An 18,620-nucleotide genomic window follows, 5' to 3' on the forward strand; every position below is an offset into this window, starting at 1 on the left:
CGACCGGTCGCACGACCGACGTCGAAGACGTCCAATAGCTCAATTCGACAAACCGAAACTATATATAATTACAAAGTCAAGTGATAATTCACTTGCGCCTTATAATGAACGATAACGCTATTGCTTATATCATCATAGATTCTGAACTTTTGATCTTGCCCCCCCTTCATTTGCGAACGGTTTTCTTGGATCGCACTAAGACCCAAAAGTTGCCATTCCCAGAGCCTTTCCGCGTTCCCAACTTCCGACATTCATTCATCAGTCCGCGATCAACCGGCAGCGCCGCGGGAGCGGGCGGAAGGTGGGACTTTGAAGCCGTTCGCTGCTTGCCCCGCGAACGGTTGCTTCAAGCGAAACCGGACATCAAACCTCCATGCGACCTCCAGCTTCGAACGAAAAGATCTGGCAGCGAGCTGGCGACCGGTCAGATCGCTCCTGAAGGCACCGCGAGCAAGCCTCCGGCGAGTGCGCCGCTGCCGCTAACCTGGTATGTAAACTGGGCAAGTCGCGACGCGCGTTGCGCACGTATTGCTTCTCCGACCAAGATCAATGCAGGGCCGGCACCTGAAGCGCGGTCGATCACGAGCGCAAGCAGATCGAGCCGGGTATGGACGAGACGTTCCGACGGAAGGCTGACATCGCTCGCGATCAGCACCGGGGTCGCCGGGTCGACGCCGTTCGCGATCAGCTGGCTCGCGATGACGGTTGCGGCTCCTCGTCCCATGTAGAAGGCAATTGTCGCCGAGGCATCTGACAGCGTAGCCCAGTCGAGATCCAGCGTATCGCCAGCACGCGCGTGCGCGGTGACAAACCGCAACTGGCGGGCCGAGCCGCGCAGCGTCAGCGACAGGCACGCGCTGGCGGCGGCGGCACTGGCGGCGGTGATGCCGGGGCAGATGCGTACGCGGAAACCGTGTGCGGTCAGCGCGTCGATCTCCTCGGTCGAGCGGCCGAAGATCGACGGATCGCCGCCCTTCAGCCGCACCACCCGCTCCCCGGCGCGCGCCGCCGCGACCAGCAGTGCGTCGATCGCGGGCTGCGTCTTCGAATGCCGCCCGGATCGCTTGCCGACCGAGACGCGCCGCACATGGGGCGGAATCAGGTCCAGCACCCCCGGCCCGACCAGCGCATCGTAGAAGACGATGCTCGCTGCGCCGATCAGCTTCTCGGCCTTGCGCGTCAGCAGATCGGGGTCGCCGGGCCCCGCGCCGACCAGCCACACGTCGCCGGGTGCGATGAGTTCAGACATGGACACTCTCCTGGACGGGCAGCAATTTGGCGATGGCGGGGCGGCACGACCCGCAATTGGTGCCGGCATGAAGCGCGGCACCAACCGCTTCGACGCTGACGAGCCGGTGGCGGGTGATCGCGGCGAGCAGGCTGTTGAGCCCGACGTCGAAGCACACGCAGACGATCGGCCCGCGATCGGCCGCGGGCGTAGCCGGGCGGCCGGCAAGCACTTCGAACGACGCGGCATTGGGAACGCCGAGCTGGTCGAGCAGCCAGTCGCGCGGCGGCAGGTCGGCGCCGCGCGAGACGAACAAGGCTGCCTCCAGCCGGCCGTCAGCGACCACCGCCGCGCGCACCACGCCGCGCCGCGCGTCGATCATCTCGGCACGCTCGCCGGCTGGCAGCAGCGCGGTGAGCGCAGCGGGATCGCCCTCGCCCGCCAGTTCGATCAGCCAGCCATGCGCGGTGCGGATCCGCGTCCAATAGGCGCAATCGAGCCCACTCGGCCGCGCGCGCGACACGAGGAAGCCGGTCCAGCCGGGCTTGTACGACCCGGCGCGCGCGGGGGTGTTCTTGAAGCCCGGCTGGCCCGAGACGGGGTCGCGATCCTTGCCGGGGAGCAGTCCCGCGCGGCCGCCGGCGCTGGTCTGGTCGGTCCAGTGGATCGGCACGAACAGCTCGCGGCGGCGCTGGTCGGGGGTGATCGCGACGCGGAAGATGCTGGCGCCGTGCGGCGTCTCAACCCGTGCGAGCGCGCCGTCGGCAAGGCCGAGCCGCTGCGCAGTATCGGGATGGACCTCGACCAGCGGCTCGCGACGATGCTGCGACAGCTTGGGCGACAGCCCGGTGCGTGTCATCGTGTGCCACTGGTCGCGGTAGCGCCCGGTGTTGAGGCGCAACGAGTAAGCGCGGCTGGCGTCGTCGCGCGGCGCGTGGACGACGGGCACGAGCCGCGCCTTGCCGTCGGGCGTCAGGAAAGCGCGCTCGGCGAACGGCGACGCGCCGCCCCATTGGAAGGGTGTCATCGCGTCATACGCCGCATTGGTGATTGCCGCATGATCGGAAATGTCGAGCAGCCGCGCGCCATCATTCTCGAACCCGGTCTGCGCGGCGAATTCGCGAAACACGCTCGCGGCGCTGCGATAGTCAAAACCGGCGAATCCCATGCGCTGTGCGACCTCCGCAATCGCCCACCAGTCGGCGCGCGCTTCGCCCGGCCGCGGCAAGAAGCCGCGCTGGCGCGATACGCGACGTTCGGAATTGGTGACCGTGCCGTCCTTCTCGCCCCAACCGAGTGCGGGCAGCTTCACCTGCGCAAACCGCAGCGTGTCGGTCTCGGCGATGCAGTCGGACACCACGACGAACGGGCAATTGGCGAGCGCGACGCGCGCCATGCGGGCATCGGGCATCGACACGGCGGGGTTGGTCGCCATGATCCACACCGCCTTGATCCGGCCTTTGGCCATCGCCTCGAACATGTCGACCGCTTTCAGCCCAGGCCGCGAACAGATTGTCGGCGACTGCCAGAAGCGCTGCGCGCGGTCGCGCTCGGCCTCCGAAAACCCCATGTGCACGGCGAGCGTCGAGGCGAGCCCGCCGACCTCGCGACCGCCCATCGCATTGGGCTGGCCGGTGATGCTGAACGGCCCCGCGCCGGGCATGCCGATCCGGCCGGTGGCGAGGTGGAGGTTGATGATCGCGTTGGCCTTGTCGGTGCCGCTGGTCGACTGGTTCACGCCTTGGCTGAACAGCGTGATCGTGTGCGGGTGATCCGCGAACAGATCGTAGAACGCCTGCAGGTCGGCTGGCGCGATGTCGCAGACGCGCGCGACGTCGGGGTTCGGCAGGGTCTTCCAGAAGCCATCGGGGACGCTCACGCGCTCGGCGAGCGCCTTGCCGTCGAGCCGCCAGCTATCGCGCATATGCGCGAGCAGTCCGGTGAACAAAGCGACGTCGCTGTCGGGCGCGATCGCGAGATGGAGATCGGCGCGCTCGGCGGTCTCGGTGCGGCGCGGGTCGATCACCACCAGCTTGGTGCCGCGCGCCGCCCGCGCCGCCTCGATCCGCTGCCAGATCACCGGATGGCACCAGGCGGTATTCGATCCGACCAGCACGATCAGGTCGGCGGCATCGAGATCGTCATAGCTGCACGGCACGACATCCTCGCCGAACGCACGAACATGCGCCGCCACCGCGCTTGCCATGCAGAGCCGCGAATTGGTGTCGATATTGGCGGTGCCGATAAAGCCCTTCATCAGCTTGTTGGCGACGTAATAATCCTCGGTCAGCATCTGGCCCGAAGCGTAGAAGGCGACGCTGTCGGGGCCATATTCGGCGATCGTCGCGGCGAAGCGCTGCGCGACATGGTCGAGCGCGTCGTCCCAGCTGGTCTGGCGGGTGCCGATCATCGGGTGAAGCAGGCGGCCTTCGAGGCCGATCGTCTCGCCGAGATGGGTGCCCTTGGAGCAGAGCTTACCGAAGTTGGCGGGGTGATCGGGATCGCCGGCGATCGTCGCGGTTCGGTCGCCGGTCCGCGTTGCGAGCACGCCGCAGCCGACGCCGCAATAGGCGCAGGTCGTCCTTACATTTAGCCCCTCCCCTGAAGGAAAGGGGCTTATCATGCCGCTACCCCCGCAAGCGCTTCAGCTCGGCCGATCAGGATCCGCCCGCCATCAATCTTGACCGGGATCACCGGCACGCACCCCTTGTCCTCTCCGAGCGCCTCGCCCGTCACCAGCGAGATCCGCCAATTGTGCAGCGGGCAGGTCACCGTGGTGTCGTGGACGATCCCCTGGCTGAGTGGCCCCTGTTTGTGCGGGCATTGGTTGGCGAGCGCATAGACCTCGCCATTGGCGGTGTGGAAGATCGCGATCTCGCGCCCGCCGCGTACCGGCAGCGTCCGCGCGCCGAGCGCGGGGAGCTGATCGACCGGACCGATGTCCAGCCATTCGCCGACCGCGCTCATGCCGTCACCAACGCAGGCGCCGCCAGCGGACGGATCTCAGCGAGATGCTGGTGGAGTTTGTAATCCTCCCCCGCCGCGCGCTTTGCCCAGGGATCGTCCTGCATGAAGCGCTGCGAATAATGGAAGCGCGCGGTCAGCGCCTTGCGGCCCTCCACGTCCTCGACGATCCGCGCCTTGATATAGTCGAGCCCGACGCGCTCGACCCACGGCGCGGTGCGATCGAGATAGCGCGCTTCCTCGCGGTAGAGCTGGATGAACGCCGCGCAGTGATCGAGCGCCTCCTGCTCGGTCGCGACCTTGCACAGGAAATCGGTGCCGCGCAGCTTGATCCCGCCATTGCCGCCGATCGAGAGCTCGTAGCCGCTGTCGACGCAGATCACGCCGAAATCCTTGATCGTCGCCTCGGCGCAGTTGCGCGGACAGCCCGACACCGCGATCTTGAACTTGTGCGGCATGAAGCTGCCCCAGGTCATCTGCTCGGTCTTGATCCCGAGCCCGGTCGAATCCTGCGTCCCGAAGCGGCACCATTCCGAACCGACGCACGTCTTCACGGTGCGCAGCGCCTTGGCATAGGCATGGCCGCTGACCATCCCCGCCGCATTGAGATCGGCCCACACCGCGGGCAGATCCTCTTTCTTGATGCCGAAGATGTCGAGACGCTGGCCGCCGGTCACCTTGACCATCCGCGCCTCGTATTTCTCGGCGACATCGGCGATCGCGCGGAGTTCCCTGGGATTGGTGACCCCGCCCCACATCCGCGGGACGACCGAATAGGTGCCGTCCTTCTGGATGTTGGCGTGCATTCGCTCGTTGACGAAGCGCGACTGGTTGTCGTCGACGAACTCGCCAGGCCAGGCGCAGAGCAGATAGTAATTGAGCGCGGGGCGGCACGACGAACAGCCATCGGGCGTCGTCCAGTGCAGCGCCTGCATCACCTGCGGGATCGCCTTGAGCTCTTTTTCGAGAATCAGCCGGCGGACGTCCTCATGCGTGAAGCTGGTGCATTTGCAAACGGTCGGCGCGCTGCGCTCGCCGTCGAACGCGTCACCCAGCGTGACCGCGAGCAACCCCTCGACCAGTGGCGTGCACGACCCGCACGACGCCGATGCCTTGGTGCACGCGCGGACCGCGTCGAGCGTGCACGCGCCGCCCGCGATCGCGCCGACCACCCTGCCCTTGCTGACGCCGTTGCAGCCGCAGATCTCGGCATCGTCCGCCAAAGCCGCGACTGCCGCATTAGGGTTTGCCGATGCCGCTCCTCCGCTGGCGAACGCCTGGCCGAAGATCAGCGCGTCGCGGATGTCGGCGACGTCCTGCTGCTTCCTGAGCAGATCGAAATACCAGTTGCCGTCCTGCGTATCGCCGTAAAGCACCGCGCCGATGACGCGGTCGTCCTTGACCACGACGCGCTTGTATATGCCGCGCGAAGCATCGCGCATGACGATGTCCTCACACCCTTCGCCGCCCGAGAAGTCGCCCGCCGAGAAGACGTCGATCCCCGAGACCTTCAGCTTGGTCGAGGTGACCGATCCGGTATAGCCCGAGGGCGTCGCGACGAGCCTGTCGGCAAGGCTGCGGCACATCTCCCACAGCGGCGCGACGAGGCCGTAGACGAGGCCGTTATGCTCGACGCATTCGCCGACCGCGAGGATGTTGGCGTCCGAGGTCACGAGATGATCGTCGACATGAATTCCGCGCCCGATCGCCAGGCCCGCGGCGCGCGCGAGCTTGACGTTGGGGCGGATGCCGACTGCCATCACCACCAGCGCCGCGGGTATGTCGCGCCCGTCCTTGAGACGGACGCCCTCGACCTTGCCCTGGCCGTAGATTTCGGCGGTATCCGCGTCGGTCAGGATCGTCTGCCCCCGCGCCTCGAGCGCGGCCTTGAGCAGCCACCCTGCCGCCTCGTCGAGCTGGCGCTCCATCAGCGTCGGCATGATGTGAAGCACCGTGACCTTCATGCCGCGCAAGCTCAGGCCATGCGCCGCCTCGAGCCCGAGCAGCCCGCCGCCGATCACCACCGCATCCCCGCCAGCGTCCGCCGCACGCAGCATCGCACCGACATCGTCCATGTCGCGGAAGGTGACGACCCCCTGCAGATCATGCCCCGGCACCGGAATGATGAACGGGTCCGAGCCCGTCGCCAGGATGAGTTTGTCGTAGCTCTCGACCCGGCCCGATCGCGCGGTGACGGTCTGGATCTTGCGGTCGATCGCGACGACGGGGTCGCTCGCGACGAGCTCGATCGCGTTGTCGGCATACCAGGCGAGATCGTTGATCACGATGTCGTCGAACGCCTTGTCCCCGGCGAGCAGCGGCGACAGCATGATGCGGTTGTAGTTCACGTGCGGCTCGGCGCCGAAGATCGTGATGCGATAGCGGTTTGCGTCACGCGCGAGGATTTCCTCGACCGCGCGGCAGCCCGCCATGCCGTTGCCGATGACGATCAAATGGGGTTTGGTCATGAGAAAGCCCAATCCAGGGAGAGCCAGAGTTTCTTGGTGTCGGTCGCGAAGCGGTCAGCGCGATAATCGGCATATTTGAGGAGCGCGGTGTATCGGCCCTTCCGGACGCTGACCTGCGCATCGACCTCGTTGCCGTAATGCTGGCTGAGCCGGTCGCTGTCGAAGCGATGGTAGCTCGCGATCAGGCCAATCGCGTCGAGCCCGGCGACCGTCTTCCAGCCATGACCGACCGAGCCGTAAGCATCGCGCAGGCCATTGGGCGGGGTGACGAGGAACTTGTCGGCCCAGCCGTTGAACTTGTGCAAGGTGGCGAGCGGAGTCTGGAAGCTGGTGACCGCGACGCCCTTGTCCGCGCCGAGCACTTCATACCCGCCGGTGAGCGACAGCGCCTTGGCAGCAATACCCAGTTCGCCCGCATAATAGTCCGCGTGATAGCGATTCGGGTTGCGGTGATAGTCGCTCTGCGAAGCGAAGCTCGCCAGATAGGTCAGCTTGACCGTCTTGCTCAGCGGATAGGCACCCACGAAACGCCCGCCGTAGCTCTGGCTGGAGTTGACGAACACCTGCCGCTCGTCCTGGTCGACCAGATACGCAAAACCCGTCAGCGTGCCGAGGCTGGTCTTGTACGCCAGATTGGCGAGGAGATTGTCGCCGCCAATCTCGGCAAGCTTTGCAGGACCGAAGCGATTGCCGCCATCGATCCCCCAGATCGTACGGACATTGTTTGCATAAATGACATCGGCCTTGAGGTTCTTGATCGCCGACCATTCGACCCGCACCGCATCGAAGGTCTGCTCATTGTCGCGCCACGCGACCGCGCCGACGAAGCGCTGGTCGTCGAGGTTGATCGCCTGCCGCCCGACAGTGACGACGGTCTGCTTGAGCCCGCGATATTGCAGCTGCAGCCGGTTGAGTTCGACATTCTGCGGATCGGGAACGATCGGGTAAGCGGTCTTGCCGTTAAGCCCGCTATTGTAGGCCGGGTTGATCGCCAGCGTTGCCTCGGATTCGGCGAGGAAGCTGAAATCGCTGAGCTTCGCCTCGAACCCGCTGCGGAGCCTGACCGTGACCGCGTCGGCGTCCTTGGCAAGCGGCACCTGCTCGACATGCTCGTAGCGCAGCCGCGCATCGACCAGCGGGGTGAATGTGAGCGGGTCGGCGAGGGCCGGTGTCGCCACCAGCCCTCCCAATACGAGGAGCGACAGCGCGCGCATCAGATCCGCGCGCCGTTCGCCGCGGTCCAGCTGCCGCGCCAGTGGCGCTTGACCTTGAGGATGCCGAGCAAGGCGATAACCGCGAGCCCGGCGAAGATCAGGAAGCCCGGCGACGTGCTGCCGGTCCACTGCTTGGCGAAGCCTAGCGAGGAGGCCAGGTAGAAGCCGCCGACCCCGCCGCCGAAGCCGACCAGCCCGGTCATCACGCCGATCTCGCTGCGGAAGCGCTGCGGCACGAGCTGGAACACAGCACCATTGCCAAAGCCGAGCGTAGCCATCACCAGCAGGAACAGGCCGAGCGAGACGAGCAGCGAGGCAGGTGCGGTGCTGATCGCGACCAGCGTAATCGCCGCCAGTAGATAGACCGCGGTCAATGCGCTGATCCCGCCGATCCTGTCCGCCACCGCGCCGCCGATCGGCCGCACCAGCGATCCGGTGAAGACGCACGCCGCGGTGCAATAGCCTGCCATTACCGGAGTCAGTGCGAAACGGTCGGTGAAATAGACCGGCAGGCTGGCGGCGAGCCCGACGAAGCCGCCAAAGGTGACGCCGTAGAACAGCATGAACCACCAGGTGTCGACTTCCTTGAGCACCGACAGATAGGCAGCGAACGGCTTAGGCGCGGGCTGGCTCGGCGAGTCCTTCGCCATCACCATGTAGAGCACGAACACGATCACCAGCGGGATCACCGCCAGCCCCAGCACCGCGTTCCACCCGAACGCCTTGGCGAGCAGCGGCGCGAACAGCGAGGCGAGCACAGTGCCCGAATTGCCCATGCCCGCAATCCCCATCGCCTTGCCCTGATGCTCGGCCGGATACCAGCGCGAGGCCAGGGGTAGGGCGACCGCGAAGCTCGCCCCGGCAAAGCCCAGCACGACGCCGAGCGCGAGCGTGCCCTCGAAGCTGTGCACCCCGAACAGCCAGCCGATCGACAGCCCGGCGATGACGATGATCTGCCCGATCGCCCCGGTCTTTTTCGGCCCGATCTTGTCGACGAGCAGCCCGTTGACGAGCCGCAACACCGCGCCGGCGAGCGTCGGCACGGCCACCATCAGCCCCTTCTCGGCGGGCGACAGTGCCAGCTCCTTGGCGATGATCGGCGCGAGCGGGCCGAGCAGCACCCACACCATGAAGGCGAGATCGAAATAGAGAAACGCGGCGATCAGCGTCGGACGATGCCCGCTCTGCCAGAAGCCGGTGGCACCCGGCGCGGTCGGCTTCGCCCTGGCACGCTTGCCGGTCCCCGCCAGCCCCGCGTCAAACCCTGTCTGCAGCTGCGTCATCGTCCCGATTCCCCCCTCGAGCAAACGCAAAAAAGCCGCCGCGGCGCTCGATCATGCGAGACGCGACGGCGACTTTGCCAGATTGTTGGTGATGCCGAAGACGCTACCCCGTTGCAGCGTCTCGACGATGACCGAAAGCTGCATCGATTCGCGCCGCAACGCAACAATTTTCTGGGACGCGGTGCTTAAAGCTCAGAATCCACCCAGATAGCCGGCCAGATCGGCGGGATCGAAGCTGCGCGCATCGAAGAATCGGTCTGCGCCGAGGATCAGCCGCCCCTGTGTGGTGCCCACGCCCAGCGCTTCGACGATCCCGCCCTCGAGCTTCGAGCTCGCCCCCGGCAGCGGGACGCCCAGCGGCCGCAGCGCAGCGCGATAGACGTCGGGGCGAAAGACGCGCTGCGCGGCGTCATAGCTGGTGGCATTTGCTGAAACATGGCCGGCAATCGACATCTGCGCATAGAGCCACGCTGCCTGGCTGACCCATGGAAAGTTGGCCGCCTCGCGGTGCTGGAACATGAAGTCAGGCACGTCGATCGGCGCCGCTCCTTGCGCAAACACGATGCGGTCCGAGATCGCGTGGCCGATCAGCGTCGCCGATCCATCGAGATAGGCCGGACGCGCGAGGATTGCGGCGATGTCCTCGCGCCGTGCCGGATCGACGAAAGCGACGCCCGCCCGGTACAGCGCGCGCAGCAGGCGGTGGGTAAGGTCGGGATCCTCCTCCATCCGCGCGGTCCGCATCGCCAGCACCTTCTCAACGCCGCGCAGCCAGATCTGCGACGTCACCGCGACGATCACGCCGACGCCGCGATCGACCGCGACGCTGTTCCACGGCTCGCCGACGCAGATCCCGTCAATCTCGCCCGCGGCAAGCGCGTCGGCGGCGAAGGGCGGTGCGACCGTGACGATCGCGACGTCGGCGTCGGGATCAATCCCGCAGCCGATCAACCAATAGCGCAGCATGTAATTGTGGCTCGAATAGCGATGCACCACACCAAAGCGCAACGGCGTGCCGCGCTCGCGCGCCGCCTGCGCGACGATCGCAAGCCGCGCCCCGATCGCCGCGACATCGCCCGGCGCGCCCACGGCTGTGACCTGCGCGGCAAGATCGGGCCGCAGCGTGATCGCATTGCCGTTGAGCCCGAGCACGAACGGAACCGACAGCGGCGTCGCCGGCCGCCCCAGCCCCAGCGTCGTCGCGATCGCGAGCGGCGCGAGCAGATGCGCGGCATCGCTATGGCCATAGAGCAGCCGGTCATTGACCGTGGCCCAGCTGATGTCGCGGATCAGCTCGAGCGAGATGCCCTCGGCCTCGGCAAACCCGAGTTCACGCGCAAGGATCGGCAAGGCGGCGTCGACCAATGGCAAAAAACCGATGCGGAACGGCGTGGTCGTCATAAATCCCCCATCAGCCGGTTGGCGGTGACGATCGCGTCGGCGACATCGCCGATCCGCCGCCCGCTATCCATCGCCGCCTTGCGCAGCGCGGCATACGCTGCTGGCTCGTCGATCCCGCGCTTCTTCATCAGCAGCGCCTTGGCCTCGTCGATCGCCTTGCGCTCGGCGAGCGCGCTGCGCGCTTCGTCCAGTTCGGTGCGCAGCCGCGAATAGGCGCGAAACCGGCGGATCGCGAGTTCGAGGATCGGCCGGATCCGCTCCTTCTTCAGCCCGTCGACGACATAGGCCGACACGCCCGCATCGATCGCCGCCTCGATCCCCGCCACGTCGCTCTGGTCGACGAACATCGCGACCGGCCGCGCCATCGCCTTGGACAAGGCGAACAGTTCTTCCAACTCGTCGCGGTGCGGATTGGCGAGGTTGATCAGCACGACATCGGGCGACAGCGCCTCGAGCCGCGCGGCGATCCCGCGTCGATCGACGAAGATCGTGACATCGCTCAGGCCCGCATCGCGCAGCCCTTCCTCGATCACCGCCGCGCGCGCGGCACTTTCATCGACAATCGCGATCCGCAAATGCGTGTCCCCCGTGACGCCCTTAGACCGATGACATAGAAGACCAAAGCTGATTGAGCGGACGATCTCCTGAAGCCTTGAGCACGTTTACGACGACAGATTCTGAGACTGCAAATGCATCATGGAAGCGGCGATAGCGGGCGCACTGCCGGCCGGGCGCTCACCGGCAGCTTCTGTCACTATCAGACGTTTACCGTAACTGATTGGAATGACCGGCTCTGGTCGATACCTGCCCTCCGCCTCAGCACGTCGACCCAATGTCGGTCGTTCTCGGCAGTTTAGGTGCGTCCCGAAACCGGCCATTCGTTCATGCGGCATGCAGCGTCGCGATGACCCGGATTCTGATCGAACGTCAGCTAAAGCAGACGCTCCCAGGACAAGTCTATGGCCAAAGGCGACTGACAAAGGCAGGGTCTGTCCGGGGGCCATGTGACGAAAAGCAAAAACGACCAGATACCAGGCCAAGTATCAGAGTTGAAACCGCTCACGCCGTGGCCAGGTGCGAATGCACGCTTGCTCGGTCTCGGTGTCGGATTGCCAATATCGGCGTTCGATCGTCTTGCGAACTTTAGCGCTGCGGAGTTCGAGCGATTTACCTTGGAATGGGCGACCGACTATCTGGCTGTTAAAAGACCGGAAATCGTCGAGGTTCAGCAGCGGGGTGGCGCAGGCGATAAGGGCCGCGATGTCATCGCCTGGCATGATCCAAGCACTGTCCCGGTTCGTAAATGGACGCTCTATCAGTGCAAGCACTATGGGTCAGCACTGGGTGCTGGCACAGCAGCGGCAGAAATCGGTAAGGTGCTGTTCTATAGCCACCGTGGCGACTACTCCTTCCCAGAGGAGTATCACTTCGTAACTCACAAGGGCGTGACCTCGCCGTTCCAGGACCTTCTGGATAAGCCCGAGGACCTGCGGAAGTTCATTATCGATAATTGGAACGAGCATTGCCGGAGCAAAATCCGTAAAGATCCTGCTGAACTGACCGCCGAACTCAAAGCCCACATTGAGAGCGTCCCTTTCGCGGCTTTCCGTGCGAAACAGCCGCTGACCCTTTTGAACGAACATGCTCAAACCAAATATCATCTGACCGTTTTCGGCGCGCCCTTGATCGATCGCCCAAAGCCACCCGAACCGCCATCCGCGGTGACAGCTGGCGAGAACAAATATGTCGCGCAGCTCATGGAAGTGATTTCAGCCGATCTTGGCCTCACTGTGTCGAGTCTAGCAGATTTCCTGCATTCGGATAAGCATCGCCGATTGTTCGATCGATCACGCCTGACCTTCTATCACGCCGAAGGACTCAAGGAGCTGGCGCGGGATCAGATGGCTGACATTGCGTTCTTTGATACACTCCTGAAGGAGTTCCACGACGGCCTATACCACTGGCATACCGGCGAGCCTGCGGGCTATCCGCGGCTGATCGAGACCGTTAAGGCGTCGCAGACCATTCAGCTCAGCAAGCACGCGCTTGAGCCTAACGTTCTCCCGAACGACCGAGAGGGCATGTGCCATCAAATGGCGAACGAAGGGCAAGTCCGGTGGTGCGACAAATGAGCTGGCCGCATCAACAGGCACGACCGTTTAACACCCCGATAGAGTCCGGAATGCGGCTTCTTTTCGCACTTGAGGAGGCCAAGGGCGAGGCCTTCGATCTCCAGCGACTCGTGTCTTACGACTATCTTCTTGTCCATTCCGGCGACGTGGAAAGTGGCCCGGCGAGCCTTCACCCTGCCGTGCCCTTCAGGGGAGGAGAGCTTTTGGTAAAGCGAGAACTCGTTCGCATGGGTCTCGACACCATGTTCGCGAAGGAGCTTCTGGAGAAGAGTTTCGAACCTACCGGCATTTGCTATCGCGCTACGGCACTCACTGGCGCGTTCCTGAAATTGCTCGTGTCCGCCTATGCATCTTCGCTGCGTGAGCGGGCGACCTGGGTGGTTGCACGTTTTGCGGCCTATACAGACGAAATGCTGGAAAGTTACATGACCGAAAATGTCGGTCGCTGGGGCGCTGAATTTGATCGTCTTACCGCGATCAAGGAGCTGGAACTGTAATGCTCCAAATTAGGGAAATACGTCTCACGGGCCCGAATGTTGAAGACGCTTCGGTCAAATTCGGTCCAGGCCCGAATATCATCGCCGGTGAATCCGATACTGGAAAAAGCTACCTGCTTCATTGCCTCGACCATATTCTCGGGGCAGAGGAGCTGAAAAAGCGCATCCCGCGAGCCGAACCCTACGACGAACTGAAAGTCGAGTTTCAGAATGCGGCGGGCGACTATCTCGCCCTAGTGCGCAGCCTTTCCGGCGGTGATCTCAAAGCGTATCGCTCCCAGATCGACGCCATCGATGGAAATGGCGAGGCGATCGCCTACCGGCGGCATGGTACCAGCAAAGCTGATGACGTAACATCGATCCTGTTTCCTTTCGCGGGCATCAAGGAAGCGCTGCTCCGCAAGGATAACGATGGGAAAACGCAGCGGCTTACTATCCGGACATTCTTGCCGACGATAATCGTCGACGAAGTCTCGGTGATCGAAGAGCAGTCACCCGTCCTTGGGCGGGCAGGGTTTGATGATACGGCGCGAAAGCGCATGTTTGCCTACATGCTGTCTGGCAAAGACGACTCCAGTGTTGTCGCCAGTGAAAAGAAGGCGGTCGTCACGGCTCGTCTGAATGCTCAAGTCGCGCTGATCGATGATCTGTTGGCACCGTTAGAGCAACAGCTCCAAGCTACCCCGACTGATCAGACAGACGATTCCATCGAGAAAATCGATGAGACGATCGCCAGAGTGTCCGATGAGCTGGCCGCGATTGAAACGGAACGCGCGAACTTGCTGAATGAGCGCGACACCGCAAGCGAAGTGAGAATAAAGGCCGAAACACAAGTCTTGGCGATTGATCAGTTGCTCACGCGATATCAGCTGCTCAGTGAGCATTATACGTCGGACCTGAGCCGTTTAGATTTCGTCGCAGAGGGCGCGTATTATTTCGATGGCTTGCAAACCGTCACTTGTCCGCTCTGCGGTCAGAATATGGACGAAGAGCATGTTTATAAGGCCGCGCAGGCCAGTGCAGGTGTCTACGCGGCTGCAAGGGCGGAAGCCGCGAAAATCCTTGCTCAGCGCGCAGACCTCGAAGACGCTATCGGCAGCTTAGAGCAGCGACGCGAAGCACGCGATGCAGAAAGGGCGACCGCACTAGCCGCGTATCAAGGAGCCGAACGCAGGCTTGCCAGCATCTTGCAACCTGCCGCCGCCAACAGCACCGCGCAGCTTCGCCGCCTTAATGCGCGGCGACTGGAGCTGGAATCGGCCCGTAACACTAGCGATCAGGTCGAAACCTTGCGCGCGCTCAAAGCGAAAATAGAGCAAAGCAACACTGGTAAGGGAAAAGCAAAGCCGCAGTGGGAAAGCCTGCCCGGAACCTCCTTGCTGGCATTCTGTAAGGAAATCGAATCTATTCTTAAGGAATGGAAGTGGGAAGGAGAAAGCCGCGTCGAATTTGACGAGAAGAGTTTCGACATCAAAGTCGATGGACAGACTCGACAATCTCACGGTGCTGGCTTTCGGGCTGTATTGTATTCAGCCTTCGTCCTCGCGTTGGCCAGCTATTGTCAGAAGAACAATCGACCACATCCTGGCTTTGTGGTCATTGACAAGCCATTGACTAGCTACAAGCGACAGGGTGCGAAGGGTGTCGAGGGGCCTGACAGTCCAGTAGGCTCCGGCGTGGAGGCAGCGTTCTGGGATTCGCTCACTAAAATGGCCAAGGGCGTGCAGGTCATCATCGTGGAGAACAAGGAGCCGCCCGCCAGTGTTGCCGCTGCCGTCCACTACGAGTGGTTTGCCGGAAATGAAGCCGGACCCAGCGATCGGGTTGGCTTCATTCCAGAGGTATCGGGTAACTAACCCTCTTCCCGGATGCCATCGGTGCCCTTCGGCAAATCACCCCAATGGTCGGGGATCGGCTTTTTCCAAACCTCGTAGAGCGGAGCGAAGGCGAAGTGAGCGCCGTTCGTATGTTCGATCGTATCTGCGAGTGTGAACTTTTCGCCATCCCGCAAAATCTCCGTACTCAGATGGATTGGATCGCCGTCCTTTGAGACGGCGGTGGCCGTCAAAAGCTCTTTCCTGTCCGGGGAGTCGACGGCGCGCATATATGGATTGGCAGGGTTCGCCAGTGCGCTCCATGTTTCGCTGATCAAGACGGCGGCGTCTGCACCGATCTTTTGAGCCCTTTGCGCTAAGGTCCGCATCATCATGAATTTGTGACCATGCTCCATCGGACGGAGTTCGCGAAAGTCGATCGGTTTTCCATTTCGAAGAAGAATGACCATAGTGATATGGTAGCCGTCCTTCTCGAACATTCTGCGCGCCGCTCCGAAAAGCGATCGCGCATGGTCATGAACTTTGCCGCTGTCGGCGTACATCGTGGACGGGTTGATGCCATATCGCTTTTCGAGCTTTGGCCCTTCCGCAATCATTTCTTCTCGACCGAGCTTCTTCTGAATCACTTGAAATTCTAGCGGCTTGCCTGTCGCAAGCCACACATCAAGAGTGCGGGCGTCTTCATGCCCGATCATGCACGGAAGACGGCCTTCTTGATCTCCCTCCGCGAATTGCTCCCCGGTGTTCACGTTAGTGGAGACAGGTGCGACCAGTCCCATCTGCTCGTGCGCCGATCGAACCAGTTGAGATAGATGCCCATAGGCTGTCGCCACCGCATCCAGCAGTTCCGTGTTGGGCAGCGAATTTTCGATCCAGCGACGGCGTATACGCAACACGCCGTCCTTCTTGATATGCTGGCCGACAAGAGAATCGGGAACGCTTTTGATCAAAGCCAGCGGCGCGTCCGTGAGTTTGGCAGGTACTTGTATCTTGGGGCCTTCGTTCAGGTGAGAGGCGACAATCTCCGCGCTCACAAAACTGTGCGCCTCCAGATCGCCCTGCTTTTCGATCTGATTGCGAGCTTCAACCATCCAGCGCATGAGCGGAATGGCTGCCAGCTTAGCTTGCCGTTCTTTATACCACTCTTCGAAATCCGGGATGAGCGCCTTATTCTTTTGTAGAACGAATGAGACCTGCCACGCCGTTTGAATGGCGGCCTGGATGGCAACCCGGAACTCGTCAGGTTCGAAATACGCCCGTTCGGCCTGATGCCAAAAGCGATGGACATCCTCCAAGCGAGGATCGATCGCCGCCAACGGACATTGATTTTCTTCGTGATCCCAAGCCATGTTACTATGGAAGTCCTGTCGAGCTTCAAAGGTGGCGATGCTGGATGCCGCTAGATTAGTTAAGCACAAGAATAGCCTGTCGGCGAGCGCTCGGCCCAATCGCGTTAGCTACAAGGGTGGTCGTTGTGGTTTCCATCGTTGGACGCATCTTACCAGGCAAACATCGACACGCGCACCATTTCAAGGGCAGATTCCGGGCTCCGGGCATAGGCCGTAAAAAAGAAAAGCTCGTAGCTGCCTTCTTACGCCATGTGAACGAATGCCCGGAAAGGCGTTTCCGTACTCCAAAGCGGACCGGCGGATTCCCACCCAGAACGGCGATGCAGCCCCCTGCCCAGCTATCTGAACGAACGTCCGCTTACGCCGTTCGCCTCCCGAAAGCGGACAGGCGGCTTTCCACCAGTTTTCACTAATCTCCGCGACGGGTTAGCGGCAGATTCTTCTCTAGGGGGGTAGGACGGGAAGGCCAGTCTTGCTGGCGGCTATGTAGGTGATGTGCGACCGACGCCCCCACTCCGCTGCTCCAGCAGCTTGGCCATCGAGCTATCAAAGCTGCTGGCGCGCGATCTTGCACGAGCCGAGTTCCGAAGACGAGCTGCTCTAAACAGAACCGCCGAAGGCTATGATGTAGACGGGAACGTTCAGCGAAACGAGGTTGAGGAAAGCTGATGCGCGTACTGCTGTATGCACGCTATTCGACGGATCCAAGATCCGCTATCGATCGCCACGCAGTTGACGATGTACCGTCGCGGCCTCGCACAGCGAAAATGGACCGAGGTCGGCTGCTACACAGATGGTTCGCAGTCCGGCGCAACAATCCACCGGGCCGGGCTACAGGCGTTACTTGCCGCGGTAGGAACCGGGGGCGTTGACGTAGTGTTCGCAGATGAGATGGACCGGGTGTCGCGAAGCCAGGCGGACATGCTTCGCTGTACGAAAGACTGATGTTCCGCGGCATCCTCCTTGTCACACGTAAGGAAGGTGAGGTCGGGGCGCTGCAAATCGGCATGATGGGAACGATCAACCCCGAACAGATTGCCGCGACCAGCGAGAAAACTCGCGATGCTCTGATCAAGCGGCACGCAATGGGAAAGAATCCCGGCGGCACGGCATATGGCTATGAGAAACGCATCGCCTACGACCTGAACGGCGAACGTACCAGGGGTCTGCAGCAGATCGTGCCGGCGCAAGCCGCTATCGTCGTACGGATCTTCGAAGACTATGCTGCTGGCGTATCGTCCGGCAGCATAGTCCGCCGCCTTAACGAGGAAGGCGTACCGCCCCCGCGCAGCGGTCGACGTGATCGGGCAACTTCGAGCAATCCACCTGCATGGACGCCCAACACGCTGACCGGCAACGCCGAGCGTGGTACTGGCATTCTCAACAACCAACTTTATGTTGGTAGACGCGCTTACGCCCGCCAGACGTACCGCAAGAATCCCGATACCGGTAAACGACATGCATTCCTGAATGCAGAAGAGCAGCAGGCTACCACGGTCGCAGCACCAGACCTGCGCATCGTCAGCGACACGTTATGGCAGAGCGTCAAGGACCGGCAACAGTCGCTGCGGCGTGGCCCGATGAAGGCCCGGGACGCCGTCCCTGCCCTGCCCTTCTTCGCACAGCAGCGCCCGAAATATCTGACATCCGGCAAGATGACCTGCGGCGAATGCGGTTCGAGCTATGCCAAATCTGGTCGCACGCGGTTCGGCTGTCAGGGGGCATCAAAGAAAGGCCCCGCCTTTTGTGGGAACCGTCTGACCATCCGCCAGGACGATCTCGACGCCCGCATCCTATCCGGTCTCGCGAACGAGATGGTGCGTGACGAGGTGCTCGCGGTATTCCTCGACGAGGATGCGAAGGAGACGGCGCGACTGGAGGCAAGCGCGACCGACAATCAACCGCAGCGCGATCTCGAATTGATGGAGATCGACCGGCAGATCGCCCTTGCCAAGGCAGCCATCCTCAAGGGTGTGGATGCCTCGATGTTCATTGCGGAAATGAGGGAGTGGGCCGAGCGACGAGGCACGTTGCTTGCCGAAGCGGAACGCGCATTTAATGTACCGACGCCTACCAACTTACTACATGCGGATCTTGGCAACACGTACCGCCAGAAGGTCGGACGGCTGACCGATGCATTTGAGGATGATGCGCTCCGCTCACAGGCGTTCGAGCGCATCCGTTCGCTGATCGACACCGTGGTGTTGAAACCGGAAAACGGCGTACTTACGATCCATCTTCGCGGCGAG

Annotated in this window: 14 protein-coding genes; 5 read left to right on the top strand and 9 right to left on the bottom strand. The window is 62.6% G+C overall.

Annotated elements, in window-relative coordinates; translation table 11 throughout:
• Positions 1 to 424 precede the first annotated feature (424 nt).
• The 8 genes from cobA to SOM18_RS04070 form a co-directional block, all read right to left on the bottom strand.
• Positions 425 to 1,255, bottom strand: a complete 831-nt coding sequence (gene cobA, locus SOM18_RS04035; RefSeq protein ID WP_152555514.1) for a uroporphyrinogen-III C-methyltransferase — start codon at positions 1,253 to 1,255, stop codon at positions 425 to 427.
• Positions 1,242 to 3,851, bottom strand: a complete 2,610-nt coding sequence (locus SOM18_RS04040; RefSeq protein ID WP_320481314.1) for a molybdopterin-dependent oxidoreductase — start codon at positions 3,849 to 3,851, stop codon at positions 1,242 to 1,244. The genes cobA and SOM18_RS04040 overlap by 14 nt, the downstream gene beginning before the upstream one ends.
• On the bottom strand, positions 3,848 to 4,195 hold the full coding sequence (gene nirD / locus SOM18_RS04045; RefSeq protein ID WP_031441259.1) for a nitrite reductase small subunit NirD: 348 nt from the start codon (positions 4,193 to 4,195) through the stop codon (positions 3,848 to 3,850). Before nirD ends, SOM18_RS04040 begins: the two co-directional genes overlap by 4 nt.
• Positions 4,192 to 6,660, bottom strand: coding sequence for a nitrite reductase large subunit NirB (gene nirB / locus SOM18_RS04050; protein ID WP_320481315.1), 2,469 nt, complete (start codon positions 6,658 to 6,660; stop codon positions 4,192 to 4,194). Before nirB ends, nirD begins: the two co-directional genes overlap by 4 nt.
• Positions 6,657 to 7,874, bottom strand: coding sequence for an alginate export family protein (locus SOM18_RS04055; RefSeq protein WP_031441257.1), 1,218 nt, complete (start codon positions 7,872 to 7,874; stop codon positions 6,657 to 6,659). The genes nirB and SOM18_RS04055 overlap by 4 nt, the downstream gene beginning before the upstream one ends.
• Positions 7,874 to 9,157: a nitrate/nitrite transporter gene (locus SOM18_RS04060; protein ID WP_081874355.1), complete on the bottom strand. Its 1,284-nt coding sequence runs from the start codon at positions 9,155 to 9,157 to the stop codon at positions 7,874 to 7,876. The genes SOM18_RS04055 and SOM18_RS04060 overlap by 1 nt, the downstream gene beginning before the upstream one ends.
• A 192-nt stretch (positions 9,158 to 9,349) precedes the next feature.
• Positions 9,350 to 10,558 (bottom strand): ABC transporter substrate-binding protein, encoded by a 1,209-nt coding sequence (locus SOM18_RS04065; RefSeq protein WP_031441255.1) that lies wholly within the window; start codon positions 10,556 to 10,558, stop codon positions 9,350 to 9,352.
• Positions 10,555 to 11,133, bottom strand: a complete 579-nt coding sequence (locus tag SOM18_RS04070) for an ANTAR domain-containing response regulator (RefSeq protein ID WP_031441254.1) — start codon at positions 11,131 to 11,133, stop codon at positions 10,555 to 10,557. The genes SOM18_RS04065 and SOM18_RS04070 overlap by 4 nt, the downstream gene beginning before the upstream one ends.
• Before the next feature lie 429 nt (positions 11,134 to 11,562).
• On the opposite strand from SOM18_RS04070, the gene SOM18_RS04075 reads away from it, so the two are divergent.
• From SOM18_RS04075 to SOM18_RS04085, 3 genes are read left to right on the top strand one after another with little or no spacing between them, the layout of a single operon-like run.
• On the top strand, positions 11,563 to 12,690 hold the full coding sequence (locus tag SOM18_RS04075; RefSeq protein ID WP_042467405.1) for an ABC-three component system protein: 1,128 nt from the start codon (positions 11,563 to 11,565) through the stop codon (positions 12,688 to 12,690).
• Positions 12,687 to 13,187 (top strand): ABC-three component system middle component 2, encoded by a 501-nt coding sequence (locus SOM18_RS04080; RefSeq protein WP_320481317.1) that lies wholly within the window; start codon positions 12,687 to 12,689, stop codon positions 13,185 to 13,187. Before SOM18_RS04075 ends, SOM18_RS04080 begins: the two co-directional genes overlap by 4 nt.
• Entirely contained in the window at positions 13,187 to 15,043 is a 1,857-nt protein-coding gene (locus SOM18_RS04085; protein ID WP_031441251.1) for a hypothetical protein, read from the top strand. The genes SOM18_RS04080 and SOM18_RS04085 overlap by 1 nt, the downstream gene beginning before the upstream one ends.
• Here the strand turns inward: SOM18_RS04085 and SOM18_RS04090 are convergent.
• Entirely contained in the window at positions 15,040 to 16,371 is a 1,332-nt protein-coding gene (locus SOM18_RS04090; RefSeq protein ID WP_320481318.1) for a hypothetical protein, read from the bottom strand. The genes SOM18_RS04085 and SOM18_RS04090 overlap by 4 nt on opposite strands.
• 684 nt (positions 16,372 to 17,055) lie before the next feature.
• Between SOM18_RS04090 and SOM18_RS19395 the strand changes: the two genes are divergently transcribed.
• Both SOM18_RS19395 and SOM18_RS04095 read left to right on the top strand, forming a co-directional pair.
• Entirely contained in the window at positions 17,056 to 17,316 is a 261-nt protein-coding gene (locus SOM18_RS19395; protein WP_031441249.1) for a recombinase family protein, read from the top strand.
• Positions 17,316 to 18,620, top strand: a 1,305-nt coding sequence (locus SOM18_RS04095) for a recombinase family protein (protein WP_320481319.1), incomplete at its 3' end; no start/stop codon positions are given. The genes SOM18_RS19395 and SOM18_RS04095, both read left to right, overlap by 1 nt.

Source organism: Sphingomonas sp. CFBP9019, assembly GCF_034045155.1.
GTDB lineage: Bacteria > Pseudomonadota > Alphaproteobacteria > Sphingomonadales > Sphingomonadaceae > Sphingomonas > Sphingomonas aerolata.